General features: G+C 43.7%; 20 protein-coding genes and 1 pseudogene. 17 read left to right on the top strand and 4 right to left on the bottom strand.

All coding sequences use genetic code 11. From position 1 onward, the window contains the following. Window positions 1-118: 118 nt before the first annotated feature. From ACQCVH_RS08515 to ACQCVH_RS08490, 6 genes are all read left to right on the top strand, one after another. The gene (locus tag ACQCVH_RS08515; protein ID WP_426835298.1) at window positions 119-2239 is read left to right on the top strand and encodes an MMPL family transporter; all 2121 of its coding nucleotides are present in this window, start codon (window positions 119-121) and stop codon (window positions 2237-2239) included. Window positions 2240-2287: 48 nt separating this feature from the next. Next, window positions 2288-2959, top strand: a complete 672-nt coding sequence (locus ACQCVH_RS08510; RefSeq protein ID WP_426835297.1) for a response regulator transcription factor — start codon at window positions 2288-2290, stop codon at window positions 2957-2959. After that, window positions 2956-4332, top strand: coding sequence for a sensor histidine kinase (locus ACQCVH_RS08505; RefSeq protein ID WP_426835296.1), 1377 nt, complete (start codon window positions 2956-2958; stop codon window positions 4330-4332). Before ACQCVH_RS08510 ends, ACQCVH_RS08505 begins: the two co-directional genes overlap by 4 nt. Before the next feature lie 26 nt (window positions 4333-4358). Beyond that, window positions 4359-4772, top strand: coding sequence for a hypothetical protein (locus ACQCVH_RS08500; protein ID WP_426835295.1), 414 nt, complete (start codon window positions 4359-4361; stop codon window positions 4770-4772). 175 nt (window positions 4773-4947) lie between these two features. Next, window positions 4948-5514, top strand: coding sequence for a hypothetical protein (locus tag ACQCVH_RS08495; protein WP_426835294.1), 567 nt, complete (start codon window positions 4948-4950; stop codon window positions 5512-5514). A gap of 103 nt (window positions 5515-5617) precedes the next feature. Further along, window positions 5618-5872 carry a hypothetical protein gene (locus ACQCVH_RS08490; protein ID WP_426835293.1) on the top strand — a complete coding sequence of 85 codons (255 nt, stop codon included), beginning with the start codon at window positions 5618-5620 and terminating at the stop codon, window positions 5870-5872. A gap of 65 nt (window positions 5873-5937) precedes the next feature. Here the strand turns inward: ACQCVH_RS08490 and ACQCVH_RS08485 are convergent, their stop codons facing one another. Further along, the gene (locus tag ACQCVH_RS08485; protein ID WP_426835292.1) at window positions 5938-6291 is read right to left on the bottom strand and encodes a hypothetical protein; all 354 of its coding nucleotides are present in this window, start codon (window positions 6289-6291) and stop codon (window positions 5938-5940) included. Window positions 6292-6615: 324 nt separating this feature from the next. Here ACQCVH_RS08485 and ACQCVH_RS08480 point away from each other — a divergent pair, with 324 nt between their 5' ends. From ACQCVH_RS08480 to ACQCVH_RS08455, 6 genes are all read left to right on the top strand, one after another. Further along, window positions 6616-7143: a YceI family protein gene (locus tag ACQCVH_RS08480; protein WP_426835291.1), complete on the top strand. Its 528-nt coding sequence runs from the start codon at window positions 6616-6618 to the stop codon at window positions 7141-7143. Between the two features lie 44 nt (window positions 7144-7187). After that, window positions 7188-7613, top strand: a complete 426-nt coding sequence (locus ACQCVH_RS08475; RefSeq protein WP_426835290.1) for a MarR family winged helix-turn-helix transcriptional regulator — start codon at window positions 7188-7190, stop codon at window positions 7611-7613. Window positions 7614-7737: 124 nt separating this feature from the next. Further along, complete coding sequence (locus tag ACQCVH_RS08470; protein WP_009794591.1) at window positions 7738-8331, top strand: NADPH-dependent FMN reductase; 594 nt, start codon at window positions 7738-7740, stop codon at window positions 8329-8331. A gap of 208 nt (window positions 8332-8539) precedes the next feature. Beyond that, window positions 8540-9478: a ring-cleaving dioxygenase gene (locus tag ACQCVH_RS08465; protein ID WP_426835289.1), complete on the top strand. Its 939-nt coding sequence runs from the start codon at window positions 8540-8542 to the stop codon at window positions 9476-9478. Window positions 9479-9498: 20 nt separating this feature from the next. Further along, window positions 9499-10107, top strand: coding sequence for a flavin reductase family protein (locus tag ACQCVH_RS08460; RefSeq protein WP_426835288.1), 609 nt, complete (start codon window positions 9499-9501; stop codon window positions 10105-10107). Window positions 10108-10320: 213 nt separating this feature from the next. Further along, complete coding sequence (locus ACQCVH_RS08455) at window positions 10321-10791, top strand: DinB family protein (RefSeq protein ID WP_426835287.1); 471 nt, start codon at window positions 10321-10323, stop codon at window positions 10789-10791. 128 nt (window positions 10792-10919) lie between these two features. Here ACQCVH_RS08455 and ACQCVH_RS08450 read toward each other — a convergent pair whose 3' ends face one another. After that, window positions 10920-12614 carry a methyl-accepting chemotaxis protein gene (locus ACQCVH_RS08450; RefSeq protein ID WP_426835425.1) on the bottom strand — a complete coding sequence of 565 codons (1695 nt, stop codon included), beginning with the start codon at window positions 12612-12614 and terminating at the stop codon, window positions 10920-10922. A gap of 557 nt (window positions 12615-13171) precedes the next feature. Then, the gene (locus tag ACQCVH_RS08445) at window positions 13172-13330 is read right to left on the bottom strand and encodes a hypothetical protein (protein WP_426835286.1); all 159 of its coding nucleotides are present in this window, start codon (window positions 13328-13330) and stop codon (window positions 13172-13174) included. A 189-nt stretch (window positions 13331-13519) separates the two neighbouring features. Between ACQCVH_RS08445 and ACQCVH_RS08440 the strand changes: the two genes are divergently transcribed. Both ACQCVH_RS08440 and ACQCVH_RS08435 read left to right on the top strand, forming a co-directional pair. Beyond that, on the top strand, window positions 13520-13999 hold the full coding sequence (locus ACQCVH_RS08440) for a DinB family protein (RefSeq protein WP_426835285.1): 480 nt from the start codon (window positions 13520-13522) through the stop codon (window positions 13997-13999). A gap of 72 nt (window positions 14000-14071) precedes the next feature. Beyond that, window positions 14072-14430: pseudogene (locus tag ACQCVH_RS08435) on the top strand (YciI family protein). 165 nt (window positions 14431-14595) lie between these two features. Here ACQCVH_RS08435 and ACQCVH_RS08430 read toward each other — a convergent pair. Beyond that, window positions 14596-15504 (bottom strand): LysR family transcriptional regulator, encoded by a 909-nt coding sequence (locus ACQCVH_RS08430; RefSeq protein WP_426835284.1) that lies wholly within the window; start codon window positions 15502-15504, stop codon window positions 14596-14598. 146 nt (window positions 15505-15650) lie between these two features. Here ACQCVH_RS08430 and ACQCVH_RS08425 point away from each other — a divergent pair, with 146 nt between their 5' ends. From ACQCVH_RS08425 to ACQCVH_RS08415, 3 genes are all read left to right on the top strand, one after another. Then, complete coding sequence (locus tag ACQCVH_RS08425) at window positions 15651-16667, top strand: alpha/beta fold hydrolase (protein ID WP_426835283.1); 1017 nt, start codon at window positions 15651-15653, stop codon at window positions 16665-16667. Between the two features lie 136 nt (window positions 16668-16803). Further along, window positions 16804-17247, top strand: a complete 444-nt coding sequence (locus tag ACQCVH_RS08420; protein ID WP_426835282.1) for an NUDIX hydrolase — start codon at window positions 16804-16806, stop codon at window positions 17245-17247. A gap of 109 nt (window positions 17248-17356) precedes the next feature. Beyond that, on the top strand, window positions 17357-17818 hold the full coding sequence (locus tag ACQCVH_RS08415) for an NUDIX hydrolase (protein WP_426835281.1): 462 nt from the start codon (window positions 17357-17359) through the stop codon (window positions 17816-17818). The last annotated feature ends 23 nt before the right edge of the window (window positions 17819-17841 follow it).

Raw genomic sequence — 17841 nt, 5'->3', positions numbered from 1 at the left:
GTCTGGTCCCTCTTTGAAGTATGTGGGGCCAGGCGCCTTTTTTTGTAAACAAAAGTTGATATTGAATTTATATTAGAAATTTATAATGGGGAGCAAATAATAAAAAGGAGGCTATGCAATGAAAAGATGGCTGACCCCTATTACAGACTGGGTATCAACAAAACGGGGGATGTGGACCACGATCATCGTCTGGCTGGTGCTGATGATAGCTTTGAGTGCCGGGCCAAGTCTTGGAGACTATAAAGTGAGTAATTTCCAATCACTCCCTGATGAGGCGGCATCGATGGTCGCTGAGGATAAGATAGAAGAGTTATTTTCAAATGAGCAGGGAACCCCTGGAATCCTTGTTTTTCATAATAAATCCGGTGATATTCAATTAGATGAAGTCAATGAAATTGTGGAAGGAATTCTGGCTGAAGATATTAAAGGGATTGATCGAATCGTTGATATTAGCAAGCTTCCTCCCCAGGCACTGGAAGGGTTCATTTCCGAAGATGAATCAACGGCAATTGTCCCGATGGAATTGGAAAAAGGTCTTGGAAGCAAGGATTATTCAGAAATTAACGATAGAGCATCAAAAGTCGGCAATGAAATTGCGGATACATTTGAAAGCACAAAATTCTACATTACGGGGCCTGCGGGGATTGCAGGAGATGCGACGAAGCTGTTTGAACAGGCCGATGTCGTGTTGCTGCTCGCGACGATTGTGATTGTATTGGTGCTGCTGATTGTTATTTATCGTTCGCCGATGCTTGCATTTATCCCGCTTCTGGCCACGATCATCGTCTACCAGGTGGTGAATCAGAGTGTTGCACTGATGGGGGCTGCCGGGCTGGAAATCAATAACTCGACGACTTCCATTATGAGCATCCTGCTCTTCGCGGCTGTTATTGATTATTCTTTATTTGTGTTTTCCCGTTATCGTGAAGGGCTTAATGAAGTGGAGAGTAAATATATGGCGATGAAAAATGCCATGCGCGCTACGGGTGAACCAGTCTTTTTCGCGGGCGGTACAGTGATGGCCGCCATGCTGGTTTTATTTTTCGCTGATTTCCGTGATTATCAGAACTTTGCCCCGGTATTCGGACTGGCCATGTTCTTTATTATGCTTGCTTCCATTACGCTTGTACCTGCGTTATTTACTTTATTTGGACGTAAGGCGTTTTGGCCGAAGGTGCCGAAATATGGGAATAAAGAGGGCCTGAAACACACGTTTTGGAAATCGATTGCAAGGCTGGTGGTCAGAAAACCATGGATCAGCGGCGGTCTGACAGGGATTTTCCTGGTTGTGACAGCAATCAATGTGATGAACATTGAGTTTGAATTCGATACAGTGAAGAAGTTCCCTGAAGATTTGCCGTCCCGAGTCGGATATGAAATTGTGGAGTCCCAGTTTGATAAGGGAGAGCTTGCTCCTTCTACTTTGCTCATTGAAAGCAAAGAGTCACTTTCACAAGAAAAGAGGGACGGAATTAGGGCTGAATTGGAAAGTCTGGACGGCATCGCATCAGTCCGGGAGGGTGGACAAACTGAGGATGGCAAGGCTTTAAAGTTAAGTGTCGCATTATCCATGAATCCCTATTCAAGAGAGGCAATTGATTTTATGGAGTATCTTCAGGAGTCATCACCAGAAATGCTCCGGCATCTTTCCATTGACGGGGAAGCGTATTATGGAGGAGTTACGGCAAAGCTGGTTGATGAGAGGAACGTCAACAATAAAGATATCGTAATTATCATAATTCTTGAAACGGTCTTGATTCTGGGTCTCCTAATAGCCCTTACCCGTTCTATTAAAATGCCTATTTATATGGTGGGGACCATCCTGCTGTCATATGTCTCTGCATTGGGTCTTGGAAGCTTCCTGGCGGATGTTCTGTTCGGTATCGATGCCATAAGCACCCGCGTGCCAGTTTATGCCTTCATCTTCCTGGTGGCATTGGGAGTGGATTATAATATCATTCTTGTTTCCCGTTTTATGGAGGAAAGAAAGGCCCATGGTGTAAAAAAGGCCCTGGAAATTGCCATGACCAATACGGGAGGAGTGATTTCATCTGCAGGGATTATCCTGGCTGCCACCTTTGCGGCCCTGACCACGATGCCGATTGCTGATTTATTCGTATTTGGCTTCATGGTCGCAGTCGGTATCCTGATGGATACTTTCCTGGTTCGGGGAGTGCTGCTGCCAGCCTTGATATTAGCATTTGAGAAAGACCATCAGACCTCTCATAATAATCAATAGCACAATGGCGAAGGCAGTCCGCCATATTCGCCAATAGGAGGTCCGTTCATGAAAATCATGGTTGTAGATGATGATGTCCATATTCAAAAGCTTGTTTCCATCCATTTGAGCCGGAAAGGGTACCAGGTAGTCAAAGCGAATGATGGAGAAGAAGCTTTGAAGATATTAGAAGGGATGAACGTTGATTTAGCGGTGGTCGATGTGATGATGCCGGGAATGGACGGGTTCGAACTGACGAAGATTTTGTCAGAGGATTATGATATACCTGTGATTCTTTTGACGGCAAAGGGACAGCTGGATGATAAGGAGCGGGGCTTCTTATCCGGATCGGAAGATTATATTGTTAAGCCCTTCGAGGTGAAGGAGCTGTTGTATCGTGTAGCTGTTGTCCTGCGGAGGGTGGAGCGGGCAATGGAAACAGTGGTCAAGGCGGGGAATATGGTGCTGGATCGCAAAAACTTTGAGGTGATGATCAATCAGGAGACCATTCTTTTTCCGCTGAAAGAATTTGAATTGCTGAGCATTCTTGCTTCCCGCATTCAAAAGATTGCCCCGCGTGCCTTATTGATTGAGCAGGTATGGGGAATTGATTATGAAGGAAGCGAACAAACACTGAATACCCACATCAACCGGATCCGGGATCGCCTCAGGAAATACGGGGCGACGGTTGAAATTCAAACTGTGAGAGGAATTGGCTATAAGCTGGAGGTTATCAGGTGAGGACACTGTACCGGAAGTTTGTAGCTGCTGCACTCTCGATCCTGGCTATCAGTATTATCACCGGGTTTTTCCTGGCAAACTGGGTATACACGGCCACTACCAAGCAGAAGATTGACAGCCAGAATGTCGAGATTGCAGAGGAAGTCGTCTCGAGCATTGAAGGAATGCCCGGCCACCAAACTGCCCTGATATCCTATTTGGAATCGGTAGGGAAGCTGGGCTATCAAGTGCTCGTGATGAATGAAGAAGGGGAAAAACAGTTTTTTGGAGAGGCATTTTTGAAAACAGAGCTCTCTGGAAAAGCCAGGAAAGTATTGGACAAAAAAGAGATCTATCACGGGATGAGTGATGATTCCAGCCAACCCTTTATGATGGGCCACTTTTCTAATGATGTCCGGAATACGGTCGGGGTGCCGTTTACTTCTGATGGTCAGCAGTTCGCACTGTTCATCCGCCCAAACAACAAACTGCTTTTCTCTGATATACACATGATTCTTGCCTGGTTCATTCTGGCTGTTTCAGTCGTCAGCATCATCGGAATGATTTGGTTTGCAAAGCATCTGATCCAGCCGATTACACAGCTGACAGAGGCGATCAAAGAGTTGACCCGTGAAAATTTCCATTATGAATTGTCGATCAAGCGCCGCGATGAAATTGGCCAGCTGGCACAAAGCTTCACCACCATGCAGAGGCAATTGCAGCATAATGATGAAGCCCGTAAGTCCTTCATCAGCAATGTATCCCATGATTTTCAGTCACCGCTCATGAATATTCAGGGATATGCCGAGCTTTTGAAGTCAGATGTGAACGAGGCTGAACGGGTGCAGTATTCGGAGATCATCAATGATGAATCTAAGCGGCTTTCCCATTTAACCAAACAATTATTGGTCATGACTTCTTTGGATCAAAAAGCGTATCCTATGAAGGTTTCAGAGGTTCGGGCAGATGAGCAGATCAAACAGGCGATCCGGAGGTATCAATGGCTGATAGAGGAAAAAGAAATAGAAGTCTCGTACAATCTCGAACATTGTGTTTTCAAATATGATGCCGAGCTGATGGCGAATGTCTGGGATAATCTCATGACCAATGCCATCAAGTACAGCAGTCCGGGAGACAGCATGTGGATCGGTTTGGAGAAAAGAGAAACAAACCTTGTGATTACATTCAAAGACACAGGGGCAGGGATGTCGCAGCAAGAGATGGATCAGATCTTTGACCGTTTTTATCGTGTTGATTCAGCGAGGAAAAAAGGAGGGACCGGACTCGGCCTCTCGATCGTCAAGCAGATCATCGACCTGCATAATGGGAACATCAGTGTTGCGAGCAAGCTTGGTGAGGGAACGGTCTTTACAATCACCCTTCCAGTTATATAAAAAAGCATAGCGGAGGAGAGGAAAAAATGGAACAAATCTGGAGTCTGCGGTTAATTCGATTTGCCGCCATCTTTGGCGTCATTGGCACATATTTAGGATCTCATATGGCAGGACAGATGGATTATGCCCTCAGGCCGGTCCATGCCCACCTTCTGCTGGTCGGCTGGCTTTCCGTATTTGCATGGGGAATATTCTATAAAGCTTATAAGATTAAATATAAAAAGCTGGTAGCCATCCATAGTATTTTGGGAATGGCGGGAGCATTGGGATTGACCGCGGGCATGTGGATGTACAACTTAAATCCCTTTCAGCTCAATGAAACCTTTGTCATGGTCTTCTTCATCGTCGGCGGCACACTGCTCCTGCTCGCATTCTTATTATTTGTCGTGATTACCTGTATGGTGGAGAACCAGGGGGACAGACCCCATGGCTCTTTTTGAAGCTGGGCCACGGGGTCTGTCCCCGTGGCATACCCAATTCACAACTTGCTGCCATCATGGCGGCATTTTTTATTGTTCTAATTAAACACCGAATCAAGAATAGTCTAAAATTTGGAAACTTTTGGCGGCTATGTCCGTATAAGATAGTTAATTGAAATGAGAGTGGGTGAGAGTTGTGGAAGTGATACATGGAAAAGATTTGGGGCCAAAGTTGTTTGCTCTTGGCCTGATATTAGCCGTCAGTTGTTTCCCAATCAGTGTTTTGGGCGTTAATGCGATTCAGAAGTTTTATTTTCAGCCTGATTATCATCTGTTTTTCAGTACACCTAAGATAGCCTATTTCCTGTTTATTATCGGGTATGCCATTCTTTTTGTCATTGTTGCCTTGCTTTTTTATATCGTTAAATCAAAGGCTGCGCCCCTAGTGATCCTATCTAACATCCTCTTATCTGCGATTGCAGTCTTCTTCCTCTGGCAGTCCTTTCAAACCCATTCCTATCTGATCAAAGAAGGCCTAATGGTAAAGGCGCCTTTTGCCCGCGAACAGAACTTTGAATGGGACAGAATTCAAAAAGTTACGCAAATAAGCAAACATGGGGTTCCCTACAAATTAGAGTTTCAGATAAAAGATGCTGGGACATATAAATTTGACCTGCAAAGTGATTTTATTGTGAAGAGAAGCGCCTTTTATTCGCTGCTTGCTGAACAGAATGTTGAAATTGTTAGCAAGCAGCCGGATTGAGTGCAGCCTTAGAGGTTAATGGCAAAAGGCAAAAACAATTTTAAGCCTGCCGGAAGCGGATTGGCCGGCATAAAGAAATTTAAAACGAAAAACGGAGGTAACCATGGAAAAAATCTTAGTGAAAACAGGAGTCTACTCATTTATTATTCCATTTTTTATATTGGTTGCTTTTACGAAGAGGGAAGACGAAGTAATCAATTATGAGGGATACACTTCAACTACCGTGACGCCCTACGCAGAATACTTTTTTAGCATATTCCGCTATTCAGTGATTGCTTCCCTTCTTGCGGCGGGGGTGGCGTTTGCTTACTTGATGTCAGAAAAGAAAAGAGAAAATGGAGAGGAACAAGGGGAGTGAATTGAGCCAAGGGGACAGGTCCCATGGCTCAGGCGATTTGAGAAAATGGTCCAGCACCGCCAGGTTTAATTCATTTCTTTCAAAAAGGCAATAATGTTTTCTGTATACCCATTATTGAACTCTTCTTCGCTTAATATGTAATAACGATCATTATTTAGTATGTGCACATCAACGTATTCTTTTATATAAGGGGAAATTAAAAGTAAGCGGGCACCATTTTGTATCAATTCTGTCAGACTGTCATATGTTGAATCCACAGATGCTTTATAATCCAGGCCCTTTTCCAAAAATATTTGATTTAAATGACTCTCAAGCGTTTTTGAATATGATTTTTTGAATATATTCAATCCCCGGTCAATTCCAAAAGGATTTGGCCTGGCGCCCACAACTACTTTAGAAACGATAACAATATTTCTCATTCATCATCTTCCTCCAAATCACTCACTCGGATAACGAGCAGCGGCTCCAGTATTTAATAATTCACTTACGAGTCATCAGGTAAAAAGTTTCGTTTGAGCCAAGGGGACAGGCCCCTTGGCTCTTTTTAAAAGTGGGCCATGGGACCTGACCCCTTGGCCCATTTTCTCCCCCAAAAAAAAGTTGTTGACTTCCATTCCCAATATATGATAAATTTATCTCGAATTAAAGATAATTTATTTCGGAATAAACATCGCAGCTTATTTTTTTGACAACATGTCTCGAATTCGAGATAAATAAAAATGACAATTTGGAGGAGATTTTAAATGGCAAAGTGGACAGTAGATCAATCACATTCAGCAGTAGGTTTTGAAGTGAAGCACATGATGGTTTCAAAGGTGAAAGGTTCTTTTGATTCTTATACAGCAGATGTGGAAGCGGCAGATTTAACAGATCTGACAACAGCTTCAATTGCATTCACATTTGATGTTGCAAGCATTAATACGCGCAGTGAGGACCGCGAAAACCATCTGAAATCAGCGGATTTCTTTGATGTTGAAAACCACCCGACGATCGATTTCAAATCAACAAACATCGCAAAAGACGGCGACGATTATAAAGTAACAGGCGAATTAACAATCAAGGGCGTGACAAAGCCGGTTACTTTTGATGTAGAATACGGCGGCAAAGGAACAAACCCTTGGGGTGTTGAAGTATACGGATTCGAAGCAGAAGCGAAAATCAACCGTGAAGAATTCGGCCTGACTTGGAACGCAGCTCTTGAAACAGGGGGCGTCCTTGTAGGCAAGGATATTAAAATCAAAGTGGAATTAGAAGTAAATCCAGCAGCATAATTCGAGTTGAACTTGAGGTGAAGCTGGTTAAAGGAGAAAGACGTATGAATGATAAGTTGAAAGCTGTAACGGTCATACTTCGTGCTTCCCAAGCCATACAAGAAGCGATTCGCAAAGATGCAGCCAACTACGACTTGAATCCTACGGAATTCTCTGTCCTTGAGCTCTTATACCATAAGGGTGATCAGCCTATTCAGATGATTGGCAGGAAAGTTCTTATTTCGAGCAGCAGCATCACCTATGTGGTGGATAAATTAGAGCAGAAAAAGTATGTAAGGCGCCAGGGGTGCCCAGAAGACCGCCGGGTCATTTATGCGGTGCTGACAGCTGAGGGGAAGGCTTTGATGGATCAAGTCTTCCCCCGGCATGAAAGCAAAATGGGTGAAGTGTTCGATGAGTTAAGTGCGGATGAAGTCAATCAAGCGATTGATCTAATGAAAAAAATCGGCTGCAGGGCAGAACGCATTTAATTTTTTTTGAGAACATATCTCGAATTCGAGATATGTTGAGCCAAGGTGACAGGTACCTTGGCCCCAACGGGCCGAGGTACCTGTCCCCCCGGCTCTGGAGATATGTTGGAAGGGGAGCTATTCTATGGGTTTTCTAAATAAACTTTTTGGAACAAAGAAAGAGGAGGAAGAAACGATGACAAAATTAAACATTGGTATTATTTTAGGTTCTACACGTGAAGGAAGGGTAAGTCCGCAAGTAGGTGCATGGGTGAAAGAAGTAGCTGACAAGCGCGGTGACGCGAATTATACAATCATTGATATCGCTGACTACAAGCTTCCATTGCTTGGCGAAGCGGGCGCAGATGCTTCTGGGGCTGCAGCATGGTCAGAAATCGTTGCTGCCCAGGATGGATTCATTTTCATTGTGCAGGAATACAACCACTCTATCACAGGCGCGCTGAAAAATGCATTGGATTACCTGCGTGTTGAGTGGAACAATAAAGCAGCTGGAATCGTTTCTTACGGATCAGTAGGCGGGGCGCGTGCTGCCGAACACTTGCGCGGCATTCTGGGTGAATTGTCAGTCGCTGACGTTCGCGTACATCCTGCACTGTCTCTATTCACAGACTTTGAAAATGGCAATCAATTCAAGCCGAAAGAAGTACAAGAGGATTCAGTCAATCAAATGCTGGATCAATTGATCCCTTGGTCAACAGCTTTATCCACCATCCGATAAACGGCAGTGTCCATCAATACAGGTGCAGACATCTGCACCTGTATTCAAATTAAATGTGAAAAGGGTATAAAGGTTGAGCAGATCCTGATCAAGCCGATTGATCGATGTGCTCAGAAGTTATATGTCGGAAAGGCCAGGGGGACAGGTCCCTTGGCCCAAGTGGGCCGAGGGACCTGTCCCCCTGGCTCAAAACGAAAGGAGAATATATATGAAAAAAGAGACAATGGGCATTCATCATATTACGGCAATTGTAGGGCATCCGCAGGAGAATCTTGATTTTTATGCAGGGGTGCTGGGCTTGCGCCTGGTCAAACAGACAGTGAATTTTGATGATCCGGGCACATATCATCTTTATTTTGGAGATGAAGGCGGAAAGCCTGGAACGATTATCACCTTCTTCCCATGGGCCGGCGCCCGCCAAGGGGTCATTGGGGATGGTCAGGTTGGTGTGACATCATATGTTGTTCCAAAGGGTGCGATGAGTTTCTGGGAAGAGAGGCTTCAGAAGTTTGAAGTCCCTTTTACAAAAATCGAGCGCTTTGGAGAGATCTATCTGGAATTTGATGACCCTCATGGGCTGCATCTTGAAATTGTAGAAAGAGAAGAAGGGGAAGCTAACACCTGGAGATTCGGCGATATTACGCCGGAAGTGGCGATCAAGGGCTTTGGCGGAGCGACGCTTTTATCAGCGGAGCCTGCAAAAACAGCTGACCTTCTGGAGAATGTGATGGGGCTTGAAAGAGTCGGTGTGGAAGAGGATATCGCCCGGTTCCGCTCTTCCGCTGACATCGGCAATATCATTGACCTGAAACTGACTCCGGTCGGCCGGGGCCAGATGGGTGCCGGAACTGTCCACCATATCGCCTGGCGGGCAAGTGATGACAGAGATCAGCTAAGCTGGAGAGATTATATTGCTGAGAATGGATATGCTGTCACCCCAGTCAAAGACCGGAATTATTTTAACGCGATATACTTCAGGGAGCATGGGGAAATTTTATTTGAAATAGCGACAGATCCTCCAGGCTTTGCACATGATGAATCACAGGCTACAATGGGAGAGAAGCTGATGCTTCCCGAGCAGTATGAGCAGTTCAGAGGGCAGTTAGAACAGAGTCTGATCCCGATCAGAGTAAGAGAATTAGATTAACTCGCAAAGGAATGATTCATATGCTTTCCATTGATCCTGTAAGCCTGCCGGAAAGGGAAAATTATAAATTTCTCATCGGCAGCATCATCCCGCGGCCTATTGCATTTGTGACCACCATGTCAAAGGACGGTGTGGTGAACGGTGCACCATTCAGCTATTTCAACATCGTCTCAGCCAATCCGCCCATGATTTCCCTATCTATCCAGCGGGCGCAGGGAAGGCAAAAGGATACAGCCCGAAACATTCTCGAATCGAAGGAATTTGTGGTTCACATCGTTGATGAGCACAATGTCGAAAAGGTTAATCAAACAGCGGCCAGCCTTCCTCCTGAACAGAGCGAAATAGAGGCGGCCGGTTTTACAACAGAGGCAAGCGAAAAAATAACAGTACCCGGCGTAAAGGAAGCAAAAATCCGGATGGAATGCGTGCTGGAACATGCCCTGGAATTAGGCGGGACAGACTCACCTGGTGCCGACTTTATCATCGGGAAGGTTGTCCAATTCCATATAGAAGAAAATCTATATGAAAAGGGACGGATCGACCAGAAGGGGCTTGCTGCCGTCAGCAGGCTGGCTGGGAATGATTATGCCAAGATTGGAGAAGTTTTTACGATTGAGCGGCCAGAATAATAAAAATGATCAGGACCCTAGCTTCCTATTAGGGTCCTTTATTTTTTGCTGAAAATGCTGGGGCATCAATTTGAGTGAAGCAGTTTTAGCACGGAAAGAGCTGTAATGAAACTCCGCTTAAATAATTTTGACAGTTATCTAAAGATTTCTTCTTTTTCTTTAAAGCGAACGTACATTCGTGTATAATTGTTAAAAAGAAGAGGAGGCTTTTGTATGAATTCAATCGATTTAATCATTTTAAACTTAAATGAAGTCAGAAGAAGAAGCATTAAAGTCTGGACAACTATTCCTGATGCAAAGCTCTTTTGGAAGCCCGATAATCAAGCAATGAATTGTCTGGAAATGGTCCGGCACGTATTAGAAAGTGAACACTACTATCATTTGGCTATTCGAAATAGAGGGAGTTTAACCGTTTATAATTCGCCGTACGAAAATCGTCCGTTTATATCGGTACAAAATGAATTGGATTTTGCAGAAACTCACAGAAGAGAATTTATAGACACTATAAAATCATTTTCTGAGGAAGACTTGGAAAATATTAAAATTGACCGCTCCGAGTCAGGATACATAAGAGGTTTAGGTGACATGCTATTGCGGGCAGCTTATCACGAATCCGTTCATACTGGGCAGTTATTAGATTATTTAAGAACCGCAGGGGTCCCAAGAATCCGGGTCTGGGACTAACTCCACTATTGGTGCCGATGCACCTTTAATTTTTGTGGAGGAATAGTGGGTGACCCCGCATATTTTATGGCTTTACCAAATGTGGGGTCAGGTACCTATTTCCGCTGCAGGTTTATATCGTAAAGGAGTTAGATCTTAAATTTGCTGACTAACTCTTTCAAATCGTCCGCCAGATTAGACAATGCTGTAGCGGATGCAGCTATTTCTTCCATTGATGCCAGTTGTTCCTCTGCTGACGCAGCTACATTTTGTGAATGCATCGAGGTTTTTTCAGATATGTTGATAATGCCTGACACTGTTGCCGATACTTCTTGTGTACTTGCTGAGATTTGTTCAGATGTTGCTGCCATATCATTGGTTTGTTCTGTTAGTCTTCCCATATAATCAAGAATTTCCTTAAAGTTTTCACTTGTCTGGTTAACAATGGCTAATCCTTCTTTTACATCAACAGAAACCTGTTCTATGGACTCGTTGGACTGCTCCATGTCTTCTTGTATTGTCTTAATGAGCGCCGAAATTTGCGAAGAAGACTGCTGGGATTGTTCAGCCAGCTTTCTTACTTCATCTGCTACAACGGCAAAGCCTTTCCCATGCTCTCCGGCTCTGGCTGCTTCTATTGCTGCGTTTAACGCCAGTAAGTTAGTTTGATTCGCAATATCTGTAATTGCTTTCGTTATTTTTTCTATTTCCTGAGATCTGTGTTCTAGTGATTTTATGATTTTTCCACTAGCTGTAACAGAGCGATTAATTCTATCTATCTGATTAACCGTATTGCTGACAAACATTCCGCCTTCTTTAGCCTTTTCAACTGCCTGAATGCTTACTTCGGAAACCACAGAAGCATTTTCGGCAATGGAGTGAATCCCTTTAGCAACTTCATCCAGTGCCAATGAGCTCTCTTGCACACTTGTTGTAGAATGTTCCGCGCCGTTAGCTACTTGCTGAATCGATTTTGTTATGGTCTCTGTTGCGATACTTGTTTGTTCAGAGCTTGCAGTCAGCTGTTCAGATGAAGATGCCAGCTGTTCAGTCGTAAAAATAACCTCATGAACCATCTTTTTAAGGTTTTCAGCCATTTGGTTATAGCTCGCAGATAAAGAGCCCAATTCATCTCTTGAGCGGTCATTAATCTTCGCAGTAAACTCGCCATTGCCCGCCATTTCAAGGGCATTTGCAATATTGGCAAGTCTCTTTTTCATCTTATGGGTGAACCAATAGACAATCATAGAAGCTAAAACAGCCATAACCAGTAAAGCAAATAGGAGCTTTGACAAAACAGAAGAAAGTATTGCATTTATTTTTTCTTCAGAGGCACCAACATAGAAAATGCCGATAACTTCCCCTGAAGCAGTCTGTAAAGGCATATAAGCTGTTTGATACATATTACCGGCAACGTTTGCCTGGCCGTAGTAATTTGACTTATTTTTAATGACAGTATTAACCACTTCAGTGGACGCTTTTGTGCCAATGGCACGTTCGCCATCTATCATTACATTTGTCGTTATGCGGGTATCTCCGAGGAATATTGTTACGGTATCTCCTGTATCTTCCGCAATTTCATCTACTATCTCGTAGTTATCATTTAATAAAGCAGAACCTTTATAAAGTTTATTTCCCCTAATTTCCCAATCTCCAGGATGCAATTTATTGATATACCTATATGCTAACCTCAGGTCCCCTTTTGCTTTCTCAGTTGCGAATTCCTGGACTCCCTTTGTTACCTCATGTTTTACAACAAATCCGATAACTGCAGATAAAACAATTATGATAGATATAACAATCAGGTTTATTTTTGTCCCTAATTTAAATTCAAATTTTTTCATTCTCCCCAAACGTACCTTCCCCTTATTCAATCTCAATTTTAGAAAATAACAAATATCCTAAAGGTACTATCGGTTCATAAATATTAATTTCAATAAGAAATATTCGGATTGGAAAAATAAAAGAGTTTTTCCATGCTAAGCTAACTGGAGTTATGGGAGAGTAACTTATTCAAGCAATCAAAAAATGAGGTTTTTGAGGAATTGGAATGCATATTATATCTGAAGCAAAGGCAGATTTATTGGGGTTTGCTGATAGTACTGCTGAACCAAATCAAATCATTCATGTTCTGAAGAATATCCATAAACAAAGTAACCACATACCGCTATTACTGCATAAATAAATTTTTTATATCGGGTGCCCGGCGTTCGGAGATTGAGCATCTCTTCTTACCACAGAGATTTCCTCTCCAAGTATCTTTCAGACCTTCACAGAAACCATGACTTGGAGAGGACATTGGTACAATGTCTTCTAAAATAACTGCTGCTCCCAAATTATCCTTTCAGATTCCCCTTAATGGTTTGATGTCTATACTGAGATTTGCCTCCGCTCCCGGCCTTTATTGAAAATAAATGCTCCCGCCTAAATTATCCTTCGTGCTTTCCCTTAACGCTGAGGTGTCTATACTGCGGCCTTCCCTGCTGTAGTGAAAATCAATTAATTTCCCCAGACCAAAGAAAAAGGCTCCAATCGCCAGCAATAATATCCATAAAGGCATTTTCCCCACCTCCTTTTTCTATATATTAACATTTATTACGTGGATATAATCCTCTTTATGTATTTTATTGGAAAATAAAGAATGATGTTCTCAGCAAGGCTTCTGTTATGGTCACATTTTATCAATCAGGCAGGAAGTCGGGGAATCGCAGCGAAATAGTCATTATCTCATCAAAGGAGTGTGGCGAGTATGGCTCAGGCTAGAGAGGTGCTGATAGACCAGTTGTCTGCAAATGCGAAAGATCCAAGCTGGTATATTCCGTTTTCAGAGTCAGTTGCAGACTTATCAGAGGAAAATGCTTTTTGGAAGCCAAATGGGGAGAGCAACAGCATTGCCGAAATGGTGCAGCATCTCCTTTATTGGAATGAAGCCTGGCAAAAGAGGTATCAAAAGGGTCACGTCAATGCAGTTCCACCCATTGGCAGCAATGATGAAAGCTTTGTGATACCGGAAAATAAATCATTCAGTGAGTTAAAGGAGCGGCTATTAGAGGTGCTATTGCAGTGGCAGGATCTGCTCTCCCAGGAAAAGCTGGAAATTGAAGTGGAAGGGTTCCCTGAGTCGGCGGAATGGTGGGCTATCATTGGGAATATGTCCACACACAATGCGTATCATATTGGGCAGATTGTCTATGTGCGGAAGCTGCAGGGGAGTTGGAGGCATAGTTAGGTATTATCGGAGTTGAATGTAAAACAGACAAGTGCAAGACATACAATTTGAGAAAAGAGGGAGCAGGTTTTCATGCTATTCATGCTCATCGTCAAAGCCTCAAAGAATTCGGAAGGTCGTAATCTTCCCAGCCTGGACTAATTGATGCCATGACGAAGTACAATGAGGAATTGGTTAAGGCAGGCGTAAGGGTTATGGCGAAAGGACTTCATCCCAGTTCAGATGGAGTGCGCATCTCATTTCCGAAACCAGAAGAAGAGCCGGTGATTACAGAAGGCCCATTTGCGCAGACGAATGAACTAATCGCCGGGTGCATTCTGATTGATGAAAAGTCGAAGGAAGAAGCCATCGAGTGGGCCATGCGGATGCCGGACCCGCAGGGATATGGGGAAGGGCAGATTGAACTGCGGCAGCGGCAGGTTTTTGAGTAAGGGGACAGGTGACTGGGGATCAGGAGCATGGTGCCTCAAAAAGATAGAGTTTGAACTTTAACATCATCAATCTGTTAATATGTCGGACAGAGGTAATGAAAAACAATCCTAAAACAGTACATAAGAAAGGCAGACCGCTGCCTTCCTTAAGCCACTTATAGATGGTTAAACAGTTTCACTATCTGGCTCTATCGACATGACTTCCCTGACAGCTTCTATGAAAGCCTGGATAATGGGAGAAAGCCATTTGTCTTTATGCCACAGCATCTGTGTATAAACATGCAGGCCGGGAACTTCCCATGGAAGGACTACAAGATCTCCGCGTTCAATTTCTGCTTTCACCGTGACTTCAGGAAGAAAGGCAATGCCGAGTCCCGTGATGGCGCATTGTTTAATAGCTTCGGCATTTTGAAATTCCAGATATGTAATACTATCAATGCCTTTTTTCTCAAATGACCGGTCGAACATATTCCGGTAAATACAGCCCTTCTCATTAACGAGAAACACTTCACCGTGAAAATCCTCTTCCTTCAGGATAGACTGTTTCGCGAGACGGTGATTCGGTTCGACGAGGAAGCGGAATGTCTCTTCCACCAAAGGCTCCACTTCAAGTCCTGTTGAGAGGATGGTTTCATCCAGCATAAAGACGACATCTGCGGCACCATCGAAGAGTGTTTGCTTGAGCTCAAGGTTGGAAACGGAGCGGAAAATGATGCGGACTCCCGGATAGCGTGAACGAAACAGCTGAAAGACAACGGGAAGCCGATAGGCACAAAGAACCTCGTTGGCACTTATCGTCAGTGTACCGGTTAAATTTTCGTTGTCATGAACGGCACTTCGGGCTTCGTCCAGTTTTTCCAGGACGCTTTGGATATGAGTCAGAAATTTTTCTCCTGCAGTGGTGAGAACCAGCTGCTTGCCCAGCCTGTCAAAGAGGCGGACGCCGAGCTCGTCCTCCAATGCTTTTATTTGCATCGTAACATTGGAGGGAACGTAGTTCAGCGTTTCAGCAGCCCGGCTGAAATTCAATGTTGTGGCAACTGTACGGAATGTATTAAGCTGGCGCAATTCCATTATAATGCCCCCTTTTTGCTTTCAATATTTTTGAACACTGCTGTGAATTTTGTTCACTTTTCTTGAGGTTATCACAGGATTATACTAGCCACAAGAAATCCTTTTCAAAAATTTGAGGGTTTCAAATGGAAGGGAGCGACAAAATAATGGATTATGAAATTTATAACTTGGGGGACGTGACCCTGCAATCAGGAGTTACGCTGCCGAACGCATTTCTTGCTTATAAAACTTATGGGGAATTAAATGAAAAGAAGGACAATGCCATTGTCTATCCAACTGCTTTTGGCGACCAGCATGTTCAGAATGAATGGCTGATAGGAGAGGGCATGGCTCTGGATCCGCGGAAATATTTCATTATTGTTCCAAACCTGCTGGGGAATGGATTATCTTCTTCTCCCAGCAATACGCCGGCACCGTTTGACCGGTCTTCTTTTCCGCAGGTAACCATCTATGACAATGTTACATTCCAGCATCGGCTGGTCACCGAGAAATTTGGCATACAAAAAATCGCTCTCGTGCTTGGATGGTCAATGGGAGGCCTTCAGTCTTACCAATGGGGCGCAAGCTACCCTGATATGGTGGAACGAATGGCACCATTCTGCGGAAGTGCAAAAACCTGGCCGCATACGTTTATGGTTCTGGATGGAATGAAGGCTTCGCTCATGGCCGCAGTTGGCTTTGACTCTAGTATGCTAAACGAGCTGACACCAACAGAAATGCGAGCCGCTGGCCGTGTATATGGAGGCTGGGGCTTATCGCAGGCATATTACAGAGAGGAACTTTATCGTGAGATGGGGTTTGACTCATTGGAACATTTTATAGCTGGCGTATGGGAAGACAGCTTTATGAAGATGGATCCGCATAATGTTCTGGCTATGCTATGGACGGGGCAATATGCAGATATTAGTGCCAATCCAGCTTATAATGGAGATTTTGACCTGGCACTCCGAAGCATTAAAGCGCTTGCCTGCGTCATGCCGGGAAGCACAGACCTATTCTGTACAGCAGCCGATAATAAATACGAAGCAAGCCTTTTACCCAATGCTGTTTATAACCCTATCGATTCAATATGGGGCCATTTTGCAGGGCGCGGAATCAACAGTCACGATAATAAATTTATAGATGATAATTTAAAAAGCTTATTGTCGCTTGGTAAGGAGTAGTAAGACATTTGAGGGTTTGCTCTTAAGCGGGTTTTAGAACAGCTGCCAGCCAAGGCGGCTTTTCTAGTTTTATAAAGGAACCACTGCCGTACTAGGAAGGATTGAACAAATCGAGGCAATATTCAGAGGTGTTTATATGAAACTCAAGTTTTATCAGGTAGATTCTGTAGATGAAAAACTGCTGGAATTTGCAGTAATAAGCGCTATCTATAAAGGAAAGTGGGTCTATGTCAGGCATAAGGAAAGACTCACATGGGAAATTGCAGGCGGACATAGAGAATCTGGAGAAAACATGGAGGAAACTGCTCGAAGAGAGTTGTATGAAGAAACAGGTTGTATAGATGGCGAGTTAATGCCGATATGTGACTATTCTCTGGACGATGCAGCTGCTAAAAAATACGGAAGGCTATACCTTGGAGTCATAAAGGAGTTGGGCCAGCTGCCAGACTCAGAAATAGTGGAGATCCAACTGTATGGAGATCTGCCCGTTAACCTTACATATCCGGAAATCCAGCCTAAACTATTCGAAAAGACATTGGCATTTATAAAAAGCTGTGAAGCAGTGATAAAGAATAAGTAAACTGCATTGCTTCAGCTTTTTCTTTTTCACATAAACATCCTTTTGGATAAAAAAGGGATTATCATACTCCTTCCAGAATCTATAAATAAATAACTATAGGAGCACTGATATGCATAAAATCCCTAAACATATTATTGCGGTTTCAGCGTTTATTGAAAACGAAAAGAATGAAGTGCTGCTGGTGAAGGTTCAATGGAGAAGGGATACATGGGAAATGCCCGGGGGCCAGGTGGAGCTTGGGGAGCCGCTGGATCAGGCAGTCGTAAGGGAAGTTCTTGAGGAAACCGGAATTCATATCAAACCTGTTGGCATTACAGGCGTTTATTATAATTCGACCAAGCAGATATTATCTGTTGTTTTTAAGGCAGCATACATAAGCGGAGAGATCAAATTTCCGCCTGAAGAGATCCAGGAAGCCGGGTTCGTACTATTAAATGAACACAATATTGGCCAATATATAACCCGGCCGCATATGAAGTCACGGACAATGGATGCGATGAAATCAAAGAATATCGTTCCCTATGAGACTTGGGAAATGGATCCTTATAACTTGGCAGGCAGATTATATTAGTTCCTGTAATCTTGCAGGTTTCA

It is taken from the genome of Bacillus infantis (genome assembly GCF_050107595.1).
Taxonomy (GTDB): Bacteria; Bacillota; Bacilli; order Bacillales; family Cytobacillaceae; genus Bacillus_AB; species Bacillus_AB infantis_C.
The sequence above is the reverse complement of the archived record's forward strand: the minus strand, read 5'-3'. Positions and strand labels throughout refer to the sequence as shown.